Here is a 20,505-nt window from a genome sequence, read left to right on the forward strand (position 1 = left end):
AAATATATTTATTTCACAAAATACTGATATGAGCAAAAAACTTTTACTATTTTTTCTTTTTATTGTATTCATTCAGATAGCAAAAGCTCAGAATGAGTTTATCACAGTCTGGAAACCAAGCCTTCCTTCATATTCTTCTATAGGAATTCCATATAATTCTAATGAAAATCAGATCTGGTTTCCCGGAAAAGGAACTAACTATAATATCTATTGGGAAGAAATAGGCTACCCTTCTCATAATGCCACTATATTGAATCTATCTTCCGATTATCAGATACTTATTGATTTTGGGCATCCATTAAATCCTACTCCTTCAGATGCTACTTATCGGGTAAAAATAAGTAATGGGAATGGAAATTTCGATCAAATACAATTTATGAGTTCTCAGATAATCAACGGAAACCAAACTCTTGGTACCGTAGGAGATTCATATAAAATAGTAAATATTGAACAATGGGGAAATATCACGTGGAATTCTATGCAGCATGCATTTAATCGTTGCGAAAATCTGGATATTACAGCAACTGACACTCCTGATCTTTCTGAGGTAAATGATATGTCTAATATGTTTTATAACTGTCATAATCTGGTTGGGAATCCCACCATCAATAACTGGGACATATCCCATGTTACCTCCTTAGTAGGAACTTTTAATGCCTGCTATTTATTTAACCAACCTATAGGGAACTGGAATACTTCCAACGTGACTTCAATGGGGGCAACCTTCCTCATGGCACAAAATTTCAATCAGCCCATAGGAAACTGGAATACCTCTCAAGTAAAGACTACAACTTCAATGTTTTTTTATGCTCTGGAATTTAATCAGCCTATCGGTACCTGGGATATGTCACATAATCTTCAAATGGAACTGATGTTTGTAGGAGCCGGACAATTTAACCAACCTATAGGAAACTGGAATACATCCAATGTCACTGATATGCATGCTATGTTTCAATATGCAACAAACTTTAACCAGGACATCAGTGCATGGAACACAGGTAATGTGAAATTGATGAGGGATATGTTTTTTATGGCTGAGCAGTTCAACATTAATATTTCAAACTGGAATATAAGTAATGTAAAAGACATGTCTAATATGTTTAACGGTGCAAAAAAATTCAATCAAAATATTGGCGGATGGGATGTAAGCTCAGTAACCAATATGTCCAATATGCTTAATAATGCAAAAGCTTTCAATCAGGATTTAGGAAATTGGAAACTCAATTCATTACAAATAGCCAACAATGTTATTGCAAATACTGCGATAAACTGCCAAAACTACAACAACACTCTTTATGGATGGAGTCAAAATCAATCAATATCTAATAATGTCAATATATCACCGGTTTCTTCTCTTGTTTACTCAACTCCCCAAGCGGCTACAGCAAGAGATTATCTGATGAATTATAAAGGCTGGACCATTACCGGAGATACCTATAATCAGGAATGTGAATCCCATCTTGGAACCTCAGATATAAAAACGGATAGTACAATAAGCATTTATCCCAATCCGGCTACAGATTTAATCTATATAAAAAATACCCATGCAGAGCAATATGCTATCCTTGATCTGGCTGGCAGAGTTATTTTAAAAGGAATTCCTGTAAACGAATGCATTCATATCCAAACTTTAACTCCCGGCAACTACGTTTTACAACTCCAGTCAAAAGATACTGTCCAGAATTTAAAATTTATCAAAAAATAGAATAAAGAAAGCCTCACTTTTCAGTAAGGCTTTATATTTGGTTTAAACTTAATTATTTATCAAAATGATTAGGATGCTGCGATTTGATATCTTCTACTGTTCCCAATACTTTATCTTTCAAAGAATCCTGATATTTTTGAAGTTTTACAGCAACTTCTTCATTCCCGCTTCCAATAATTTTAGCTGCTAAAATCCCTGCATTCAACGCTCCGTTTAGCGCTACCGTTGCTACCGGAATTCCGCCCGGCATCTGAAGGATTGAAAGAACAGAATCCCATCCGTCAATAGAATTACTGGACAAAATAGGAACCCCGATCACGGGTAATGTTGTACAGCTTGCTACCATTCCCGGAAGATGAGCTGCCCCTCCTGCCCCTGCAACAATCACCTTAAGACCTCTCTCCTGAGCGGTCTTAGCATAATCGAACATCCTTTCCGGTGTTCTGTGTGCTGAAACTACAGTCAATTCATAAGGGATATCCAGACTTTTTAGGAAATTTGCAGCCTGTTCCATGATCGGCAGATCACTCTGACTGCCCATAATAATACCTACCATCTTCAATTTTTATTAGATGTTCAAAGATAAAAAATTAAAATTTAAGCTGGAAGTCAGGAAGGTTGAGGCTGGAAGTTTATTTCCGAACAATATAATACCCTATTCATTTTATACTGCAATGGGTATTAAGTCTACCATAACTTCCCTCTTCCAGCCTCCAGCTTCTCTCCCATCTGTATCATTAAAAATCTCCTCAACTGTACCCATTCAGATCACAAAGAAACACCTATATTTGTTTGTTACACTTCATTTACTTTGAAAGATTATAAACTTATTTTTGCTGTTCTTACCGTAGCTTTTGTCTGGGGAACCACATTTTTAGCGATCCGTGTTGCGGTGGAAACCATTCCTGCTTGGTTTGTAGCTGGAATCCGCCAGTTTCTGGCATCAATAATTATGCTTATTCTTCTTCTTTCGAGAAATGAATTCAAATGGATTGGCTGGAAAAGTTTGGGGTATCAGATTGTATTTGCTACTTTGATGCTGGTGATTGCCAATGGGATGACGACTGTTGCTGAAGAAACGGTATCAAGCAGTCTGGCATCACTCATCAGTGCCTGTTCTCCTATTCTTGTATTTTTAGGAAGTGTGGCTGTTGGTTTACAAAAGTTCAGCATCCGTGCCTTTCTCGGTGTTTTGCTGTGCTTCAGCGGAATCCTTTTTATTTTCTGGGACGGTTTACAGGATCTTGCCAACCCCGACTACAGGATGGGAATGATCTTCCTTTTTTGTGCGATCTCAGGATGGGCTTCAGGAACCATCTTCACTAAGAAGCTGAATATTCAAAGCGGAAATATCACCCTGAATTTATTTTACCAGTTCCTGTTTGCAGGGATTGTTCAGATTATCCTGGCTTTCGTTTTCTCAGAGCATTATAACTTTGGAAACTGGACGTTAAAAAGTATTTCAGCTATGTTATACCTGTCTGTTTTCGGTTCTGTAGCGGCATTTTTTGCATTTCATTATGCTTTAACTAAAATTTCTCCCGTGCAGGTTTCCATATTGGCTTATATCAACACTATTATTGCCATATTTCTGGGCTGGCTGATTATGGATGAACAGATAACTTTCAAATTTATTCTTGCAGCTGCATTAATTATTTGTGGTGTGTTTATCATTAATTATAAACCGGAGATGTTCAGAAGACAGAAGGTAGCTCCATAAGATAGTTTAGTATAAGAAAATGAATTTGTCCTTTCTCAATGTGCTTCAGTAAGAATTCTACAATTGTTCAAACTATACATTATTTGTAGATTCCATTGATCTTTAACCAGTTTAAAAACAAATTCGCCCATTCACCGGTATTGGTATCTTTTTTACCTAATCCCCAGCCATGGCCTCCGGATTGAAACAAATGTAATTCTGCAGGAACTTTGTGGTCCTTCAAGGCCTGATACATAAGAATACTGTTTTCTACTGGTGAAATAGGATCATCTTCAGACTGTGCCAGAAAGGTGATTGGAGTGCGCTCTGTTACCTGCTTTTCAACAGAATATTTTATCTGGTCTTTTGTGTCTGATGATTTTCCCAATAAAGATTTAAAAGAATGGGTATTGTTGTTGGGTGGAAGCATAGATACCACTGGATAAATCATAGCAGTAAAATCTGGCTTTGCTGAAATATGATCAATGGCATCCTGTGGTGGATAATATATAGTATCAAAAGTAGAAGAAATATATCCTGCAAGATGACCTCCAGCAGAAAAACCTAGAACACCTATTTTATCAGGATCAATTTTATATTTTCCTGCATCACTTCTGATGATTCGTAAAGCCCGTTGAGCATCCTGAAAAGGAACTGATCTGGTAATCCAGCCTTCCCCAGGCAGTCTATATATCAATTCAAAAGCTGTAATTCCCTGTGATTTCAGCCACACTCCTGTAGGATTACCTTCGGAACCAGATTCAATATGAGCATATCCTCCTCCACTTATCACCAAAACAGCAATACCATTAGGGATTGCAGGTTGATGTATAATTAATTTAGGAACATTGATATTGGTAAAAGAACCTTTCTGAGAAATTTTATTCTCACCCTGGGGTCCTGGCCCATCCGGAACCGTTTTCCATAGGGCAACAGAAGGCAATTGGCCTTTAACAGCAAAATCATCCCTCCCTAAGATAAGATGACAAAAAATAAAAAAAGAGAACAGAATATTTTTCATTTAATTTAAATGTGAGTATTCATCAAAAAAACGTTATAAATCTATAAAACTGCATTTCAATATATTAAAGATAACAAAAAACATATCCAGCCCAACCTTGTTTTTATATTCTCTTCATTTTTCTTATATTGTATACTCAACCTATACAACATGCTAAAAAACACATTTTTTGTACTTCTTGCGGCCTCTTTGATCCTGGTAAGCTGTGATTACAAGGAAAAGGAGAAGAGCCTTACAGACCGGGAAAAACAATTATTAGAGAAAGAAAAAACATTCGCGAAGAAAGAATCTGAATACCAGTCGCTTTTAAAAATGAGAGACAGTATTTTTGCTAAAAAAGATTCTGTAGTCATTGCTACATGGCCCGCAGAGATCTCCGGTCCATGGAACGGAAAAGTGATCTGTACAGAATCCAATTGCAGCGATTATGCGGTAGGCGATCAGCGTACAGATCTTTGGGAATTTGATAATGATTCCACCCAACCTATCACCAAGATCATCAATAACAACAACCTGGTAAGACTGTATTCCGGTAAATTTGAGAATAATGAGATCAGACTTTCTTTCAAAACAGATTCCACGGCTAAAAAAAATGTAGAAATGAGCGTTCTGCTTAATGATATTTCTGACAACAAGATCAAAGGGACAAGAACCATTACTTCTGATGGCTGCACCGCTAAGTTCTCTGTTGAATTAGTACGTTCCACCAAATAAACACCTATGATTTTACTGAGTATACACAACCTGAGCCTTCCCATAGAGGATCCGGTGCTGAAGTTCCTGTTGGTACTGATCATCATTCTTGCGGCTCCCTTATTATTAAATAAAATTAAAGTTCCCCATCTCTTGGGCCTTATCATTGCCGGAGCTATTATCGGTCCTAATGGATTTAATGTTTTATCAAGAGACAGCAGCATTGTTGTAACCGGAACTACCGGGCTTCTCTACATTATGTTCCTCGCAGGACTTGAGATCGACATGGGAGATTTTAAGAAAAACAAATGGAAAAGCCTCACTTTCGGCCTTTATACCTTTATTGTGCCTTTTGTATTGGGCTATTTGGGAGGATATTATATTCTTCATTTCTCAATGCTTACATCCATCTTATTTGCGAGTCTTTTCTCTTCTCATACCCTGATTGCCTATCCGCTGGTAAGTAAGCTGGGAATTGCAAAAAACAAAGCAGTGAATATTACCGTGGGAGGTACTATGATTACTGATATCCTGGCTTTATTGGTTCTTGCCATTATCGTCGGAATGTCACAAGGTGATGTAGGAACGGAATTCTGGGTTAAACTATCTGTGTCATTCATTGTTTTTGCATTAATTGTACTCATTGTTTTCCCTATTATAGGACGTTGGTTCTTCAAAAAAGTGGATGATAAGATCTCACAGTATATTTTTGTACTGGTGATGATCTATCTGGCAGCAATGCTTGCTGAACTTGCCGGAGTGGAAGCCATTATCGGAGCATTCTTTGCAGGGCTGGCACTCAACAGACTTATTCCACATACCTCATCTCTGATGAACAGAGTTGAATTTGTGGGAAATGCCATCTTTATCCCTTTCTTCCTGATCAGTGTAGGAATGCTGATCGACTTCAAAGTATTTTTCAAAAGCTGGGAAACCATTGAAGTAGCAGGAATCATGCTTGTAGCATCTATCGGAGGGAAGTATCTTTCTGCAATAGCAACTCAAAAGACGTTCAGACTGACTAAAGAAGAAGGAAAACTGATCTTTGGACTGAGTTCTGCATCTGCCGCTGCTACATTAGCTTCTGTAATGGTAGGATACAACATTATCCTTTCTGAAACAGAAACAGGAGAACCTGTAAGATTATTGAACGAGCACGTATTGAACGGAAGTATCCTATTGATCCTTATTTCCTGTACCATCTCATCTTTTATCTCCATGGCAAGCGCTCAGAAAATTGCTGAGTCAGATAATGAAGATACAGTCTCCGGAGACAGCCATGAGGAAGAAAATATCCTGTTAGCCATCAATCACGAAGAAACTGTAGAGAGAATGGTAAACCTTGGAATTCTGATTAAAGCACATTCCAATACGGAAGATTTATATGCCTTAAATGTTATCAATGAAGATAAAAATGAGTCTTCTGTAAAGAATGCGGAGAAACTTCTTCACCAGGCGGCTGATACAGCAGCAGCGGCAGATGTCAAATTACAGGCACTTAAAAGATATGACAATGATGTTATCAATGGTGTCAACAACGTCATCAAGGAACAGAAAATTACAGATCTGATCATCGGACTGGAGGATGAGAAAGGTTTTTCACCATCTTTTGTCTACAATCTGTACAATGGGTATCTTCAGAATGATGATGTTAACGTATTGGTGTATCATGCGGCACAGCCACTTTCCACCATTAAAAAATATGCTGTAATGATTCCTGAAAATGCTCATAAGGAAGCAGGATTCTTCCATGCGCTTTTAAGGGTTTGGAACATCGCCAGGAATTCGGGAGCTACGGTTGCCTTTTATGCACCTGAAAATATTCTGGACATTCTTCAGAAAATCATTAAAAAGGCCAATATAGAAGCTGAATTCATCATTATGAATACCTGGCAGGATGGAGAAAAAACCGCAGCTCAACTGAAGGATGATGAAGCTCTGATTATTTTAATGGCAAAACGCGGAATGCAGTCCTATATTCCTCGTATGAGGCTTATCCCGGAGCTGCTGAACAGAAACCTTAACGATAATAATTACCTCCTGATCTTCCCATTCTCCGAATATGATAAAAACAGTCCTGAAATACGTTCTGTAGGCAATCATGGAGATTTTGTGGAGATCGGAAATGTGATTCAGAAGATATTCAAATAAAAAATTACAGGCTGGAAGCTGGAAGAAGGAGGCTGGAAGTTACTTATCAACAGATAAATTACTGGCAGCAATCTTAAGGAAAATTATATAGATAAATTTTGATTATTTATTAATCCTCCACAGCTTTCCACTTCAAGCTTCCAGCCTTTTTACCTATTTTTGTTCAAAATTAAAATTCATTGAAAACAAAGAAGATATTCCTTTTAACAGCAGCTTTAAGTGTACAATTATCATTTGCCCAGTTTGCAAAAGTGGTAGATCAGGAAGGCTATGTTAATATAAGAGAAAATGCAGATGCAAAAAGTACCATCATTGGAAAGATCAATTCAGATGAGATCGTATATGTATTTGAGTCGGATCCGTCCAATAAGAATTGGGCTAATGTAAGCAATGGGTATATCCATAACTCACGATTGAAATATATAGAGTCCTATCCAAAAGTTCCACCCACAGTGCGTGATGCCAACAAAGCGATTTTCAAATCAGGAAATATTAAAGTAAATATCACTTCCGGAAAATTTAATTTTAAGGAAAATGAAAAAGATTTTACCTCAACACTACATGGCGATTACTATAAAGAACAGCAGGTATGGGGATTAGACGGAACTATTCCTAAGACTCATTATCTTTCCATTTCCGCACAAATTGGAGATAAAACCATTCAGATTCCATCTAAGGATATTGAAAATCTGTTTCAGGTCAGTAATAAATCTACAACCTGTTATTATGACCGTGAAAATGATACTTTATACATCTCAATGCTAAATTCTGAAGGTGCCGGTACATATGTTGCTCTTTTTACCATTGAAAAAGGTGAATATAAAGGAAGAACTCTGGAAATACCGTTTTAGTCCTGACTATCAACAGCAACTAGTCTCCAAGCCTATCTATGAGGTTAAATAAAACTATTTTTTATTAAATTAAAATTACACAATAGCATTGAAAACAAAAAAGATATTTCTTCTAACAGCAATGGTAAGCATCCAGTTTTCTTTTGCTCAGTTTGCTAAAATTGTAGATAAAGACGGTTATGTAAACCTAAGAGAAAATCCGGATACAAAAAGCAAGATCACAGGAAAAATCAACTCTGATGAGATTGTTTATACTTTTGAAATGGACAAGGCCAACAAAAACTGGCTGAATGTTTATTATGATGATAAAACAGCTGGTTATATCAATAGTTCAAAAGTTAAGCTTATAGATTCCTATGAGGTCATTCTTCCTATAACCAAAGATGAAAATAAAGCTATTTTCAAATCCGGAAATATTAAGGTGGATATAATTTCCGAAAAGTTCAATTACAAGGAAAATAAAAAATTCTTTTCCTCCTCCAATTATAACGGACAAAAAACAGAAGATAAGTATAAAGGGAACCTTATATGGGGAACAGACGGAACCATTCCCAAAACTCACTATAAATCCATTACCGTTCAGGTCAAGGATAAAAAAATTCAGATTCCTAATAAAGAAATTGAAAACCTTTTTAATATCAGTAATGAATTTACAACATGTTATTACGATCGTAAAAATGACACATTATATCTCACTATGATTAATTCCGATGGTGCTGGAGCTTATGTAGCCCTTTTTAAAATTGTGAAAGGAGTATATAAAGAAAGGATCTTAAAGAGACCTTTTTAAACAAAAGATACCTATAAAAAAGAGAGCCATTTTAAAATTAAAACGGCTCCTTTTTTATTATTTTAAGCTTAAGTTATTCTGAAATCACTCTCACCATTCCCTTCACCATCACCAGTTTTTCCATAAGCTCTTCTCTGCAATCTGCAAGAACATTAATGTGTCCCATTTTTCTTCCAGGTTTGGTTTCTGTTTTTCCGTATAAGTGAACGTAGGTTTCCGGTAACTTCAGAACGTCTTCCATTCCTTCGTATACTACCTTTCCGGCATAACCTTCCGCTCCTACCAGATTCAGCATTCCGCTGTAGGTAATAGCATCCGTATCTGCCAAAGGAAGATTCTTTACCACACGGTACATCTGCTCAAACTGTGAATTCGTATTTCCTTCCTGGCTCTGGTGTCCAGAATTGTGGAGTCTAGGAGCTGTTTCATTCACCCATACTTTTCCTTCTTTATCCAGGAATAATTCGATGGCAAAAAGTCCTGGGGAATTTACCGCATTTAAAAACTTCTCTGTAATAATATCGATCTGGTTCTGAACATCTTCAGTCAGAAGAACCGGGCAGACATTAAAATCCAAAAGATTAAGCTTAGGATCAGCCACCATTTCTGTCACCGGGAAAGTATTCGTTTCTCCTTTTTCATTTCTGGCAACGATTACGGAAAGCTCCTTATCAATATCTACCAGACTTTCAATCACTGAAGCTTCTTTCCATAAATGCTGATAATCATCTTCAGTTTTGATCACCTGTACTCCTTTTCCATCATATCCGCCTGTATTCATCTTCTGAACAAACGGCAAAGACATCATGATTTTTTCATCACTGTTCCATACCACCTGAAATTCCGGGCTTGGGATATCATTAACTTTATAAAATTCTTTCTGAAGGATCTTCTGCTGAATCGTTTTGATGATACTTGCATTGGGAACCACTCTCACACCCTGCTTTTCAAGTTCGGCCAGAGCCTCTGCATTTACGTGTTCTATTTCAATGGTCACCACATCCTTATCTTTTCCAAAATTCAGTACGGTTTCATAATCATTGAAATTTCCCTGTGTAAAATATGAGATATTGTGGCATGGTGCATCAGAAGCCGGATCCAGAGTATAAAACTCATCATCATACTTCAAAGCACTTTGTATCAACATTCTTCCCAGCTGTCCGCCTCCCAGAATTCCTATTTTCATTTTTTATTTTTATTAGATTTACGCTTATTGAATTTTATCAATTTTTAAATATCCCAGTCCCATAGGGTTTTCCTGATTTTCAGCATCAGACCTTACAAGGACAATAGAATATTTATCTTTCATAGCTGCCGGAAGAATATCATTGACATTAAAGATGTCATCAATATCCACTCCATGTTTGTCATCAATATGGCTTACTGCTCCTTCAAATCCCATTGTTTTATAGAACTCCGTAGCTTTTGCTCTCTTTACAATCTCTCCCATTGATTGCCCTACCATCAGATGCTGCTCATGAAATTCTTCAAAAAAACCAGGTTTATAGCCTCCCAAATTAAGGAAGAACAACTGATCTTCTGAGGTGTTTTCACCTTTTTCAACGATCTTCACTTCATAACCATCAGCAAATTTCACTTCCTGATAGCAGTCTAAATGGATTTTACCTTCCGCTTCCTTCCAGAATGCTTTCATATCAGGAACCAGATCCTTAAGGTTTTCCGCTATTCCGAAAAACACATCGTGCTGTTCAATATTTCGTCCTTTGGGAGTGGCCCCAAGAATGACATAAAATAATTTCATCTCATTTTTCATGCATACAAAAATACGTTAAATTTATCTTTTTCAAATGTTTGGCAGACTACTACAATAATTTTATATTTGTAACATTAATTGTAGTATGTCAGAAATCATCATACTCTTCTTTGGCGCCATTTCTGCGGGCCTTTTAGGTTCACTTACAGGGCTTGGAGGAGGAGTTATCATTATTCCTTTATTAACGCTGGGGTTCGGCGTTCCAATGCATTATGCTATCGGGGCTTCTCTTATTTCTGTGATCGGAACTTCTTCGGGCGCAGCAGTTGCTTTTGTAAAAGAGGGCTTTACCAATATGAGAATTGGGATGTTTCTTGAAATTGCCACTACTGCCGGTGCTATTGTAGGTGCTTTGGTTTCGGGAATGCTTAATCCGAATACAATTGGAATTATTTTCGCCAGTATCCTGCTTTTGACCGTTATTTTAAATCTAAAAGGAAAGCCTGATCATCAGGAACCTCTGATTCATGGCAGCCTTGAAGAAAAACTTAAGCTTTACGGAACATTTCCGGATAAAGGAATACTGAAAAACTACTCTGCAAGAAATACGGTTCCAGGATTTTTGATGATGATGTTTGCAGGAGCGATGTCCGGGCTTTTAGGAATTGGCTCTGGAGCATTAAAGGTTTTGGCAATGGATAATATGATGAAATTACCTTTCAAAGTTTCCACAACAACCAGTAATTTTATGATTGGAGTAACGGCTGTTGCCAGTGCACTGATCTACTTCCAGAGAGGAGAAATTATCCCTGTAATTGCTGCTCCCGTACTGATTGGAGTGGTAATAGGAAGTTTTATAGGTTCTAAAACCCTTATGGTTTCCAAAACGAAAAAGTTAAAAGTATTTTTCGCTATTGTGATTACCATCCTTTCAGTGTATATGATGTATAACGGTATCAACAAAAGCTTCAGGTAATGAAAAAGAATTTTACAGATGTAGATCTGAACCGTTCCGTAGGAAATCTTCTGAGGCTGGGTGTAATTCTGTCTGTGGCTACTTCCCTGATCGGTTTCATCAAACTGTTTACCGAAGGCTTTGAAATGCCTAAAAAATACACGAGTCTTGCTGTAGCTACTTCTTCAGATAAAGTATGGAGTCACTTTTGGAACTCATTATGCAAGGGAGAAGGAATGGCTATTATTCAGCTGGGCATCCTTTTACTGATCTTCACTCCCCTGATGAGAATTATCTTCGCGTTAATAGGTTATTTGAAGGAAAAAGATTATGTATATGTCTTCATTTCCTCTGTTGTTTTAGCGATTATGGCAGTGAGTTTCTTTGCAGGGTACGCACACTAATTACATTTCATAAAACTCTATCGGCAACCGGTCCGGATCCTGGGTAAAGAAAAATTCTTTTCCTGTGAACTCATCGATGCGGATCTCTTCACAATCGAGCCCCTTCCCTATCAGTTCGTTTCGTTTTTCGGTAACATTTTCAACGGAAAAAGCAAGATGTCTTAAACCACATGCTTCAGGACGGGAGGGTCTGGCAGGAGGGTTAGGAAAAGAGAACAACTCAATCACATAATGATCTCCTATCGCCAGATCTAATTTATAAGACAGCCTTTCTTCACGATACACCTCACGGACAATCTGTAAACCTATAATTTCTGTATAAAACTTCTTTGATATTTCGTAGTCTGAGCCAATAATAGCTATATGATGAATTTTCATTTTATTTTTAATTTCCTGAATCATTAAACCTTCTTTATTTTATTTCCCTGCACTTATCTTTTCTTCTGGTATCAATAATATACTGAATTTTCCATTCATTATTCTGTTTCACCAATTGAAAACTGTTGGCTCCACAATGGGAAAATACCCCTTTCAAATAAAAGGAATAAGGAGTGAAGACACTTGCCAGATTTCCATCCATGTGAATAGCTTCTACAACAATTTTTTCCTCAAGGTCACCTTTTGCGAACCTGGAAACAGAAGTTACAAAATCCTGAATACTGTCTGTTTTTACAGTTCCTTCTTTTGTAACCGTCTGCAGAATGGCATTTTCTGCAAAAACAGTTTTCATAAGTTCCGGATCTGCATTTTTCATAGCCAGAAAAAGATTATGAATAGGTTTTTCTACTTCCTGATTCTGCTGTCCGAAACAGAAGCCACTGAACAGGAGAATAATTGCGGCTATTTTGTTCATAGGGATAATTTTAAATAAAAATAGGTAAAATAAAATTTAAATTGATTATGAGATTTTTAAAACTCATTTTCTTAAATTGTAAAAAATTATTTCAGACAAAGATTTTTCATATGTGGATTATTTATATGACTCTGGCCATACTTTTACTGGTCTTGACTATATTACCCAGAATTCAGCATTCTCACTGGATATTCCGGGTTCCCGAATTTGCTAAAATACAGATCACTTATTTTATATTTTTCACGTTTTTATTAGGGCTTATAATTGATTCTACAAAGCATTTATGGTACTATCAGGGCGTTCTGCTTGTTCTGTTTGTTTACCATAGCCATACTCTCATCAAATATACACGCCTCTATCCTGTAAAAAAGCACAGGCAACGTCACAAGTCCTCCGGAAAGCTCCATTTTGTTTCAGCTAATGTTTATCAGTTCAATAAGGAATATGAAAGATTTTCTAATCTTATTGAAAAGTATGATCCTGATTTTTTCATGACTATGGAAAGCAATAGCGATTGGGAAAAAGCAATGAGGAGTCTGGAAAAAGAATACCCCTATCAGCACAAGGTAACTCTTGAAAATACTTACGGAATGCATTTCTATTCCAGAATTGAAATTAAGGAAGCCAAAACTCATTATTTTGTAGCAGATGATATTCCCAGTATTGAGGTACATATGGAAACAGCTGATGGTTTTTCCTTTATTTTCTTTGGGGTTCATCCGCCGCCGCCGAGCCCTACAGAGGAAGAAACTTCTAAGGAAAGAGATGGTGACCTTCTAAGCACTGCCAAACGTGTAAAAGATATTAAAAAACCGGTTATTGTAGTGGGAGACTTCAATAATGTTGCATGGTCAAAATCGTCTGTACTTTTCAGGAAAACAAGCCATCTTATAGATCCTAGAGTGGGACATTCTTTTGTTTCTACATTTCATGCAAAGTACCGCTTTTTAAGATTTCCTATAGATCTGATGTTTCACAGCGAAGATATTTTCATTAAACAACTGAAGACATTAGAAAATTTTGGTTCGGACCATCTTCCGGTATACTGTGAGTTTTTCATAGATCATCACAATGAGCAGCAGGCAGAACTTATAGAAACAGCAACTTCAGAAGAAAAGGCAGAAGCGGAAATCATGATAGAAGAAGGAAAACAGGAGGACGGAAACCGGGAAGCTGTTGTTACCGAAGATTAAACATAAAAAAGTGGGCTTGTAAACCCACTTTTCATATTATTTTATTAAAACCTCATCACATCCTTCACCACTCCATTCTTCTGGGTATGTTGTAATAGTTCAGTTTCTATAAATGTTTTGATCTGTTCTTCAGAAGCATCACTTGGGAACAAGAGGTGTACATTGGCACCTGCATCCAGCGTAAAGAACAACGGAAGTTCCGTTTCTCTTCTGAAATCCCAGATTTTATTGATAACCTCTAATGTACCGGTCTTCATCAGGATAAAAGCCGGATCACTCATCATCATCATTGCGTGAAGAGTAAGTGCTTCATGTTCTACCAATTTGATAAAGCGTTCCATATCTCCACTTTTCAGAATTTCCTTCATTGGAACAAAGTTTTCCCTCGCTTCCTGGAATCTTCTTTCTGCATAAGAATTGGTCTTCATCAAACCATGTCCTACCGTTGAAGACACACTTTTCTGTCCTTCGTGGATCAACAGAACCCAGTCATTGAAACTCTTGAATACTTCATGAATTTCAGCATCCGGATAAGGTACAGCAAAGAGATCAGAACTTCCCTGAACCTCTTCTGTTTCTCCCCAAACGATTAATCCGTTGTATAAACTTCTGCATGCACTTCCGCTTCCTAATCTGGCTAAAAATGAAGCTTTTCTCAGAGATTCTTCTTCTGAAATTTTTCCTGTGGACGTTTCATCCAATGTCATCAGACATTTGGCAATAGCTCCAAATCCTGAAGCTGAGCTTGCAATTCCTGAACTGTGTGGAAATGTATTTTCTGTTCTGATGATATATTTTCCTTTCAGAATCCACGGAAGGTATTGTTCAATATTTCTGAAATATTTTTCAATTTTTTCAGCAAACTTCACTTCTTCATTTCCTGACAAGAATGTTTGTACAGAAAACGGTTCATCTGCCAAGAACTCCATGCTGGTATTCGTTTTACAATGATTTAAAGTATAACTGATACTTGGATTGGCAGGAATCTGATTGTCATATTTCCCCCAATATTTAATCAAAGCAATATTAGACGGACAGCTTTCTGAAACCGTTTGTGTATGAATGGTGAAATTTTCTTTTCCTATAAATTGTATTGTCATAGTTTAATTTAAGTGATTGAGACTTGACCACCCCACCAGAGGAGGAGAATTTTCACGTCTTCAATTCTAATAGCCGTGAAAATCAAAGATTTTACAAAACTTAAGCGACTTGTGGTTTACAAATCGATTAATACATCTTCTCTATAATATCTGCATATTTTTTAAGAACTACATTTCTTTTTACTTTCAATGTTGGAGTGATTTCTCCGGTATTGATGTCAAATTCTGCCGGCATCAGCGTAAATTTCTTCACTTTCTCATAATCGGCAAGCTCATGTTGCAGCTCCTTGACTTTTTCTTTATAAAGGTGGATTATTTTTTCATTTTTTACAACCTCCTCCCAGTTGGTAAAAGGAATATTATTCTTTTTAATATACTCCTGTAAAAATTCAAAATTCGGAACAATTAAAGCAGAAACAAACTGTCTTCCTTCTGCAACCAGCATGATCTGCTGAATGAAATTATTATTCGTCAGAAGGTTTTCAATCTGTTGTGGCGCAATGTATTTTCCATTGGAAGTTTTCATCAGGTCTTTAAGCCTGTCTGTAATGATAAGATTTCCTTTATCATCCATTTTACCTGCATCTCCTGTTTTAAACCAACCGTCTTCTGTAAATACTTTTTCGGTTTCTTCAGGTCTGTTATAATACCCTTTCATGATTCCGTTTCCTCTGGCCTGGATTTCATCGCTTTCTCCAATACGGATTTCTACACCTGGCAATGGTTTCCCACTTGTAGCATGTTCAAAGTGCGTTAAAGGAAAAAGGGTCAAAGTAGCAGTTGTTTCCGTTAAGCCATATCCAACAGTAACATGAATACCCACTGATTCAAAGAATCTGGTTACTTCAGGGGATAAAGAGGCTCCTCCACAAGGTAAAAACCAAAGTCTCCCACCCATTTTATTCTTGATCTTACTGAATACCAGCATATCTGCAACAGATTCTTTTAGCTTTAATCCAAAAGGAACAGGTCTTTCGTTTCTTCTTAATTCTGCAGTTTCCCATCCTGTTTTTAAAGCCCAGTCAAAGATCTTCTTTTTCAGTGGTGAGCCTTCTTCTGCCTTTTCCAGCACTCCGGCATATACTTTCTGAAAAAATCTCGGTACGGCACACATTGTAGTAGGTTTTACTTCTTCCAATGCTTTGGCTACGTTTTTCGGATCTTCAAGAAAATAGACTCTTGCTCCTCCATAAAGACATAGTAAGCTCCAGCTTCTTTCAAAAACGTGACTTAGAGGTAAGAATGCGAGTGACAGCTCATCTTCAAAGTTTTTAAATTTAAAAAATTCAAAGTGAGAATCAAATGCCTTGATAAAATTTCCGTGGGTAAGCATTACTCCTTTTGGTGTTCCGGTAGTTCCGGAAGTATAGATCAGTGTGGCTGTATCATCATATTCTTTTTTACAGATCTCAAGTTCCGAAGAAGATTTTGCTATAAAATCCTCAAGATAAAAACTGTTGAGTTCTTTTTTGATCCAAACTGCTTTTTTAGAAATAATAATAGTTTCAAGATGGTTGTCTTCTTTATCTAAAAGCCCCAGACACGCATCATACTGTATCTGATTTCCAACTAATACCACCTTAGCTCCGGAATCTTTAATAATATATTCTGCCTGCTCAGCGTTATTGGTAGAATAAATAGGAACGGTAACCGCTCCCATAGCCATTGCAGCCAGATCCATAATCATCCATTCTGATGAATTATCTGAATAGATTGCTACTTTATCGTTTTCCTGAACTCCTGCTTCCTTTAATGCATTGGCTGTTTTAAAAACAATTTCACTGAATTTTTTCCAGCTTAGCTCTTTCCAGGTTCCTTCTTTCTTTTTAAAGCCGATCGCCGCTTTTATAGGATGCTTTTCTACATTTTTAAGGATTATTGCCTCTGCAAGATTCATTTCTTCAGCTTTTTGTCGTTAATATAATTGTTCAGGTGAAAGTCTATGCTTTCTTTTATCGGAATAAACTGATAATTCAGTTTTTCCCTGACTTTGTGATTGGAAATGGTGTTGAATGAAGATATTGCTTCTATATTTGATTCTGTAGCCATTTTCAGCTTTGGAATCAGCCATCCGAACAGCGTATTGGCCCATTTACCTATATTTAATTGAGACCTTGTAAGAATTCGGGCATCTTTAAGACCTAGCCTGGTTCTGATCTGTTTAGCCAGATCTGCATATCTGTTATTTTCAGAAACGATGATAAAGCGTTCTCCAAAAATGTTGTTTTCCATCAGCTCAATGGCTGTTTTAGCAACATCCCTCACATCTACATAAGCAGATCCGCCAGCAAAAGTAAAACTGTTATCTTCAAAGGTTGAAAAAAGCTCACCACTGCTTTGGGTCCAGTTTCCGCTTCCTACGATCATTCCGGGATTGATGATGATTACATTCAAACCTTCAGCAGAGGCTCTCCAGGCTTCCATTTCGGATAAGTGTTTGGAAATGGCATAGGCAGAATGCTCCAGTTTCGGATTAAAATCAGAATCTTCATCCAGCTCTCCTTTTTCATTATAGTTATCTAAAACAGCTACAGAGCTTACATGCAGGAATTTTTTAACATCTGATCCTTCACAGGCAAACAATAAGTTTTCTGTACCTTTAATATTGGTATGGTACATTTCTTTTTCATCTTTGGGATGAAAACTTACTTTTGCAGCACAGTGATAGACCTCATCTACCCCTTTCAATGCATCTTTTAAAGAATCAATATCATCAAAATCCACATTGATCCATTCAATCTTATTGAAAAAATCATCTGGATTCTCCGTATAAAAGCTGTATGAATGCCTTACTTCGTTTAAATTGCTGCCCGGTCTTTTGGAAGCACGTACATTTTTACCTCTTTTAAGAAGTTCCAGCACGATTATTCTTCCCAGAATTCCGGTTGCACCCGTTACAAAAACCATTAATTATGTTGCTTGATTGCTGACTAAAATATGACAATATTTTCTATCCGGCAATTCTTCAGGTTCCGGTAAAAGTTCCTTAAAAAACTGCTTTTGCAAATTTGCGATTTTTAAAGCAAAATTCAAGTTTATTTAACCAATATTATCATTCTCGAAATCACAAAACCTGAAACAAAAAAGAAAAACCTTGTTGTTTTAACCATAAAGGATACATTTTTTTTTGACCATTTTAGATTTTAAAGTTAGCTGCCTTATGTATGAGAAATTTATTTAAACTTTATGAAACCCTCCGATTCTGTGGTTTGGTAATGGATGCTTCGGTTCAAGAAACATCATTTAAAAAACATACAACATTACATAAAAAGTCCCGAAAGCATTCAAAAAACTTCCAGGACTACTATATAAAAAATTAATCATTTTAAATTAAACCATCACGATATTATCTCTTCTCGGAGCCTTATCACATAAGACATCTGCAATACTTCTGGAGATCAGATTGCCTTCAGTAAGGTTATCCAGCCAGAAGAATTCTCCTGCAGCATTGATTTCTATGAAATAATATTCATCTTCGGGAGAAACAATAATGTCTATTGCCCCATAATCAACATTGTAAATATCCAGGAGTTCCAGAAGTTTTTCTTTAACATCCTCCGGTAATGTTGTCTGCGTCCATTTATCAAGCAGATTAACACCATCTTTTCTCCAGTCGACCTTGGAATCTTCAAACTGTTGGGAATCTACTTCAAAGGCATAAACATCTCTTCCTACAATGGTAACACGAAGTTCTTTTTTCTTCTGGATCATTTTCTGAAACTGCATCGGGCAATACAGAAGCGTATCCAGCTCTTCAAGTTTATCTTCACTCACAACATTGGTAAACACAACATTTTCCACCCCATCTTCATAGATTGCAAAACCGGTCTGCATTTTGGCAACCACGTTCTGATGTTTCAGAATAAACTGTTTTGCTTCTTTGGGATTATTGGTCAAACATGTTTCGGGAATCAAAAGACCTATTTTATGAGCGAGCTTCAACTGTTCTTCTTTACTGTCTAGCCTTCTGTAAACACTGGGCTTCCCTAATGAATAGGCATCTACAGATTCAAGAAATCCAAATAATGTATTTCTGATTTCTCCCATAGCTGCCCCAAAAAATTTGGCATCCAGTTCCTCCTTTAAACCTTTACCGATATTATAAGCTCGGCGGTACCAGACTGCAGAAATATCATCCAGTCGATATTTTTTTTCAGAGGTTTCCAGGAAGGTCTTCCATTCTCCATCCTGGAAGACCGTTGATAATTTATTCTGTAAAGGATATAAATCAACATCAAAACGGATAACCTCACAATTGTTATCCTGAATGTATTCTGTTACTTTTTCAATTGAAAAATTATCTGCAGTATGTGTTATAATTAAAATTTTATTCATGGAAATTGATTCTTTTAATAAGATTGTCGGCAATTCTTTCTGCTATGGGAAACCCAAGTTCTTTTTGAAGCATTCCCCACTCTCCTTGTGGATTGACTTCCAGAAAGTAATATTTCCCATCTTTTCCACGGATCATATCAATAGCTCCGGTATAAAGTCCCATTTCTTGCATCATAGAGGTGAGATTTGCTTTGACAGAGTCAGGCAGTTCATAAGCTGACCAGGAATAGTCTTTATGCCTTACTCTCCAGTCCGCATTCTGACTGTTATTGATCTTACCTGTGAAGAAAATTCCGTCTATATACATGATTCTCAATTCATATTCTTTATCAATATAAGGCTGAAAAATCATGGGACAATAAACTATATCTGAAAGATTTTCCAATGTTTCCTCCTCAATAATCATTGTGGAGACCAATCCTTCACCACTCATTGTTTTCCTGATTACACTATGAAGCTTGGCAATAGCTTTTCCTGAACAGTGCTGATCAAAAAAAGCCTTTACCTTCTCTTCATCATTGGAAAAAAGAGTTGGAGGAATAATCAGATTATTTCGTTTAGCTAATTGCAGCTGAAGCATTTTATTGCCGTCAATTTTCTTTTCATTCTCATAGGGGTTGATCCAGGGAAGATGCTCCAGTTGGGTAAACAGGTTGTAACGGAGATTTGTATACTCATTCAGAAATATCTTTTCATACTCCTGATCCAGTTCGTCAGGCACCTGTATGCGCCATGCCTTTCTGTGCCATACTCCTTTAATCGCATCGGAATGTATTGTTGTTCCATACTCATCAGTGATCTCAAATGAGTTCTCGCTGATACTGATCTTCTGAAAATGGTTCAGCTGATCGGAATTCAGTCTGAAATAGGGAATATTTTTAGAAGAAAGATATTGAAAAAAATGATCAATGGTATAAAAATCCTGTGAGTGGGTAATACAGAGAATCATTTGCCGGTTTTATTAAAAGGGGAAACTTAACATTTTAAGTTCCCCCTTTTGTTACAATTTTGTTAATATGTTACTTACTGTAAAACCGTTAT

20 protein-coding genes are annotated in these 20,505 nt (G+C 36.8%); 9 read left to right on the forward strand and 11 right to left on the reverse strand.

Annotated elements, in window-relative coordinates; genetic code table 11:
• On the forward strand, window positions 1-1,705 hold a 1,705-nt coding region (locus tag WH267_RS23855; RefSeq protein ID WP_340011460.1), incomplete at its 5' end, for a BspA family leucine-rich repeat surface protein.
• Between the two features lie 52 nt (window positions 1,706-1,757).
• On the opposite strand, the gene purE is transcribed toward WH267_RS23855, so the two are convergent.
• Window positions 1,758-2,261, reverse strand: coding sequence for a 5-(carboxyamino)imidazole ribonucleotide mutase (gene purE, locus WH267_RS23860; RefSeq protein ID WP_123318322.1), 504 nt, complete (start codon window positions 2,259-2,261; stop codon window positions 1,758-1,760).
• 255 nt (window positions 2,262-2,516) lie between these two features.
• On the opposite strand from purE, the gene WH267_RS23865 reads away from it, so the two are divergent.
• Window positions 2,517-3,425: a DMT family transporter gene (locus WH267_RS23865; protein WP_115973219.1), complete on the forward strand. Its 909-nt coding sequence runs from the start codon at window positions 2,517-2,519 to the stop codon at window positions 3,423-3,425.
• A gap of 79 nt (window positions 3,426-3,504) precedes the next feature.
• Here the strand turns inward: WH267_RS23865 and WH267_RS23870 are convergent, their stop codons facing one another.
• Window positions 3,505-4,425, reverse strand: a complete 921-nt coding sequence (locus tag WH267_RS23870; protein ID WP_340011462.1) for an alpha/beta hydrolase — start codon at window positions 4,423-4,425, stop codon at window positions 3,505-3,507.
• A gap of 150 nt (window positions 4,426-4,575) precedes the next feature.
• Between WH267_RS23870 and WH267_RS23875 the strand changes: the two genes are divergently transcribed.
• From WH267_RS23875 to WH267_RS23890, 4 genes are all read left to right on the forward strand, one after another.
• Window positions 4,576-5,139 carry a hypothetical protein gene (locus WH267_RS23875; RefSeq protein ID WP_115973217.1) on the forward strand — a complete coding sequence of 188 codons (564 nt, stop codon included), beginning with the start codon at window positions 4,576-4,578 and terminating at the stop codon, window positions 5,137-5,139.
• 6 nt (window positions 5,140-5,145) lie between these two features.
• A complete protein-coding gene (locus WH267_RS23880) occupies window positions 5,146-7,269 on the forward strand; it encodes a cation:proton antiporter (RefSeq protein ID WP_115973216.1) in 2,124 nt (707 codons plus the stop codon).
• 179 nt (window positions 7,270-7,448) lie between these two features.
• The gene (locus WH267_RS23885; protein WP_115973215.1) at window positions 7,449-8,120 is read left to right on the forward strand and encodes an SH3 domain-containing protein; all 672 of its coding nucleotides are present in this window, start codon (window positions 7,449-7,451) and stop codon (window positions 8,118-8,120) included.
• Between the two features lie 88 nt (window positions 8,121-8,208).
• Window positions 8,209-8,910 (forward strand): SH3 domain-containing protein, encoded by a 702-nt coding sequence (locus WH267_RS23890; RefSeq protein ID WP_123318317.1) that lies wholly within the window; start codon window positions 8,209-8,211, stop codon window positions 8,908-8,910.
• 73 nt (window positions 8,911-8,983) lie between these two features.
• On the opposite strand, the gene WH267_RS23895 is transcribed toward WH267_RS23890, so the two are convergent.
• Window positions 8,984-10,096 carry a 5-(carboxyamino)imidazole ribonucleotide synthase gene (locus WH267_RS23895; RefSeq protein ID WP_115973213.1) on the reverse strand — a complete coding sequence of 371 codons (1,113 nt, stop codon included), beginning with the start codon at window positions 10,094-10,096 and terminating at the stop codon, window positions 8,984-8,986.
• A 24-nt stretch (window positions 10,097-10,120) separates the two neighbouring features.
• Window positions 10,121-10,672, reverse strand: a complete 552-nt coding sequence (locus WH267_RS23900) for a DUF1543 domain-containing protein (RefSeq protein WP_340011465.1) — start codon at window positions 10,670-10,672, stop codon at window positions 10,121-10,123.
• A 97-nt stretch (window positions 10,673-10,769) separates the two neighbouring features.
• Between WH267_RS23900 and WH267_RS23905 the strand changes: the two genes are divergently transcribed.
• Both WH267_RS23905 and WH267_RS23910 read left to right on the forward strand, forming a co-directional pair.
• Complete coding sequence (locus WH267_RS23905; RefSeq protein WP_123318315.1) at window positions 10,770-11,600, forward strand: sulfite exporter TauE/SafE family protein; 831 nt, start codon at window positions 10,770-10,772, stop codon at window positions 11,598-11,600.
• Window positions 11,600-11,983 (forward strand): DUF1634 domain-containing protein, encoded by a 384-nt coding sequence (locus WH267_RS23910; RefSeq protein ID WP_115973211.1) that lies wholly within the window; start codon window positions 11,600-11,602, stop codon window positions 11,981-11,983. Before WH267_RS23905 ends, WH267_RS23910 begins: the two co-directional genes overlap by 1 nt.
• Here the strand turns inward: WH267_RS23910 and gloA2 are convergent, their stop codons facing one another.
• The gene (gene gloA2 / locus WH267_RS23915; RefSeq protein ID WP_340011468.1) at window positions 11,984-12,361 is read right to left on the reverse strand and encodes an SMU1112c/YaeR family gloxylase I-like metalloprotein; all 378 of its coding nucleotides are present in this window, start codon (window positions 12,359-12,361) and stop codon (window positions 11,984-11,986) included.
• 34 nt (window positions 12,362-12,395) lie between these two features.
• Window positions 12,396-12,836, reverse strand: a complete 441-nt coding sequence (locus WH267_RS23920) for a nuclear transport factor 2 family protein (RefSeq protein ID WP_340011469.1) — start codon at window positions 12,834-12,836, stop codon at window positions 12,396-12,398.
• Between the two features lie 110 nt (window positions 12,837-12,946).
• Here WH267_RS23920 and WH267_RS23925 point away from each other — a divergent pair, with 110 nt between their 5' ends.
• Window positions 12,947-14,029, forward strand: coding sequence for an endonuclease/exonuclease/phosphatase family protein (locus WH267_RS23925; protein ID WP_340011470.1), 1,083 nt, complete (start codon window positions 12,947-12,949; stop codon window positions 14,027-14,029).
• A 44-nt stretch (window positions 14,030-14,073) separates the two neighbouring features.
• On the opposite strand, the gene WH267_RS23930 is transcribed toward WH267_RS23925, so the two are convergent.
• From WH267_RS23930 to WH267_RS23950, 5 genes are all read right to left on the reverse strand, one after another.
• A complete protein-coding gene (locus WH267_RS23930; protein WP_340011472.1) occupies window positions 14,074-15,129 on the reverse strand; it encodes a diphosphomevalonate/mevalonate 3,5-bisphosphate decarboxylase family protein in 1,056 nt (351 codons plus the stop codon).
• Window positions 15,130-15,256: 127 nt separating this feature from the next.
• Entirely contained in the window at window positions 15,257-17,026 is a 1,770-nt protein-coding gene (locus WH267_RS23935; RefSeq protein ID WP_340011474.1) for an AMP-dependent synthetase/ligase, read from the reverse strand.
• A complete protein-coding gene (locus WH267_RS23940; protein WP_340011475.1) occupies window positions 17,023-18,036 on the reverse strand; it encodes an NAD-dependent epimerase/dehydratase family protein in 1,014 nt (337 codons plus the stop codon). Before WH267_RS23940 ends, WH267_RS23935 begins: the two co-directional genes overlap by 4 nt.
• 423 nt (window positions 18,037-18,459) lie before the next feature.
• Entirely contained in the window at window positions 18,460-19,464 is a 1,005-nt protein-coding gene (locus WH267_RS23945; RefSeq protein WP_340011476.1) for an MvdD family ATP-grasp ribosomal peptide maturase, read from the reverse strand.
• A complete protein-coding gene (locus WH267_RS23950) occupies window positions 19,457-20,413 on the reverse strand; it encodes an MvdC/MvdD family ATP grasp protein (protein WP_340011478.1) in 957 nt (318 codons plus the stop codon). The genes WH267_RS23945 and WH267_RS23950 overlap by 8 nt, the downstream gene beginning before the upstream one ends.
• Window positions 20,414-20,505 lie beyond the last annotated feature (92 nt).

The sequence above is a fragment of the Chryseobacterium sp. MYb328 genome (genome assembly GCF_037572595.1).
GTDB lineage: Bacteria > Bacteroidota > Bacteroidia > Flavobacteriales > Weeksellaceae > Chryseobacterium > Chryseobacterium pennae.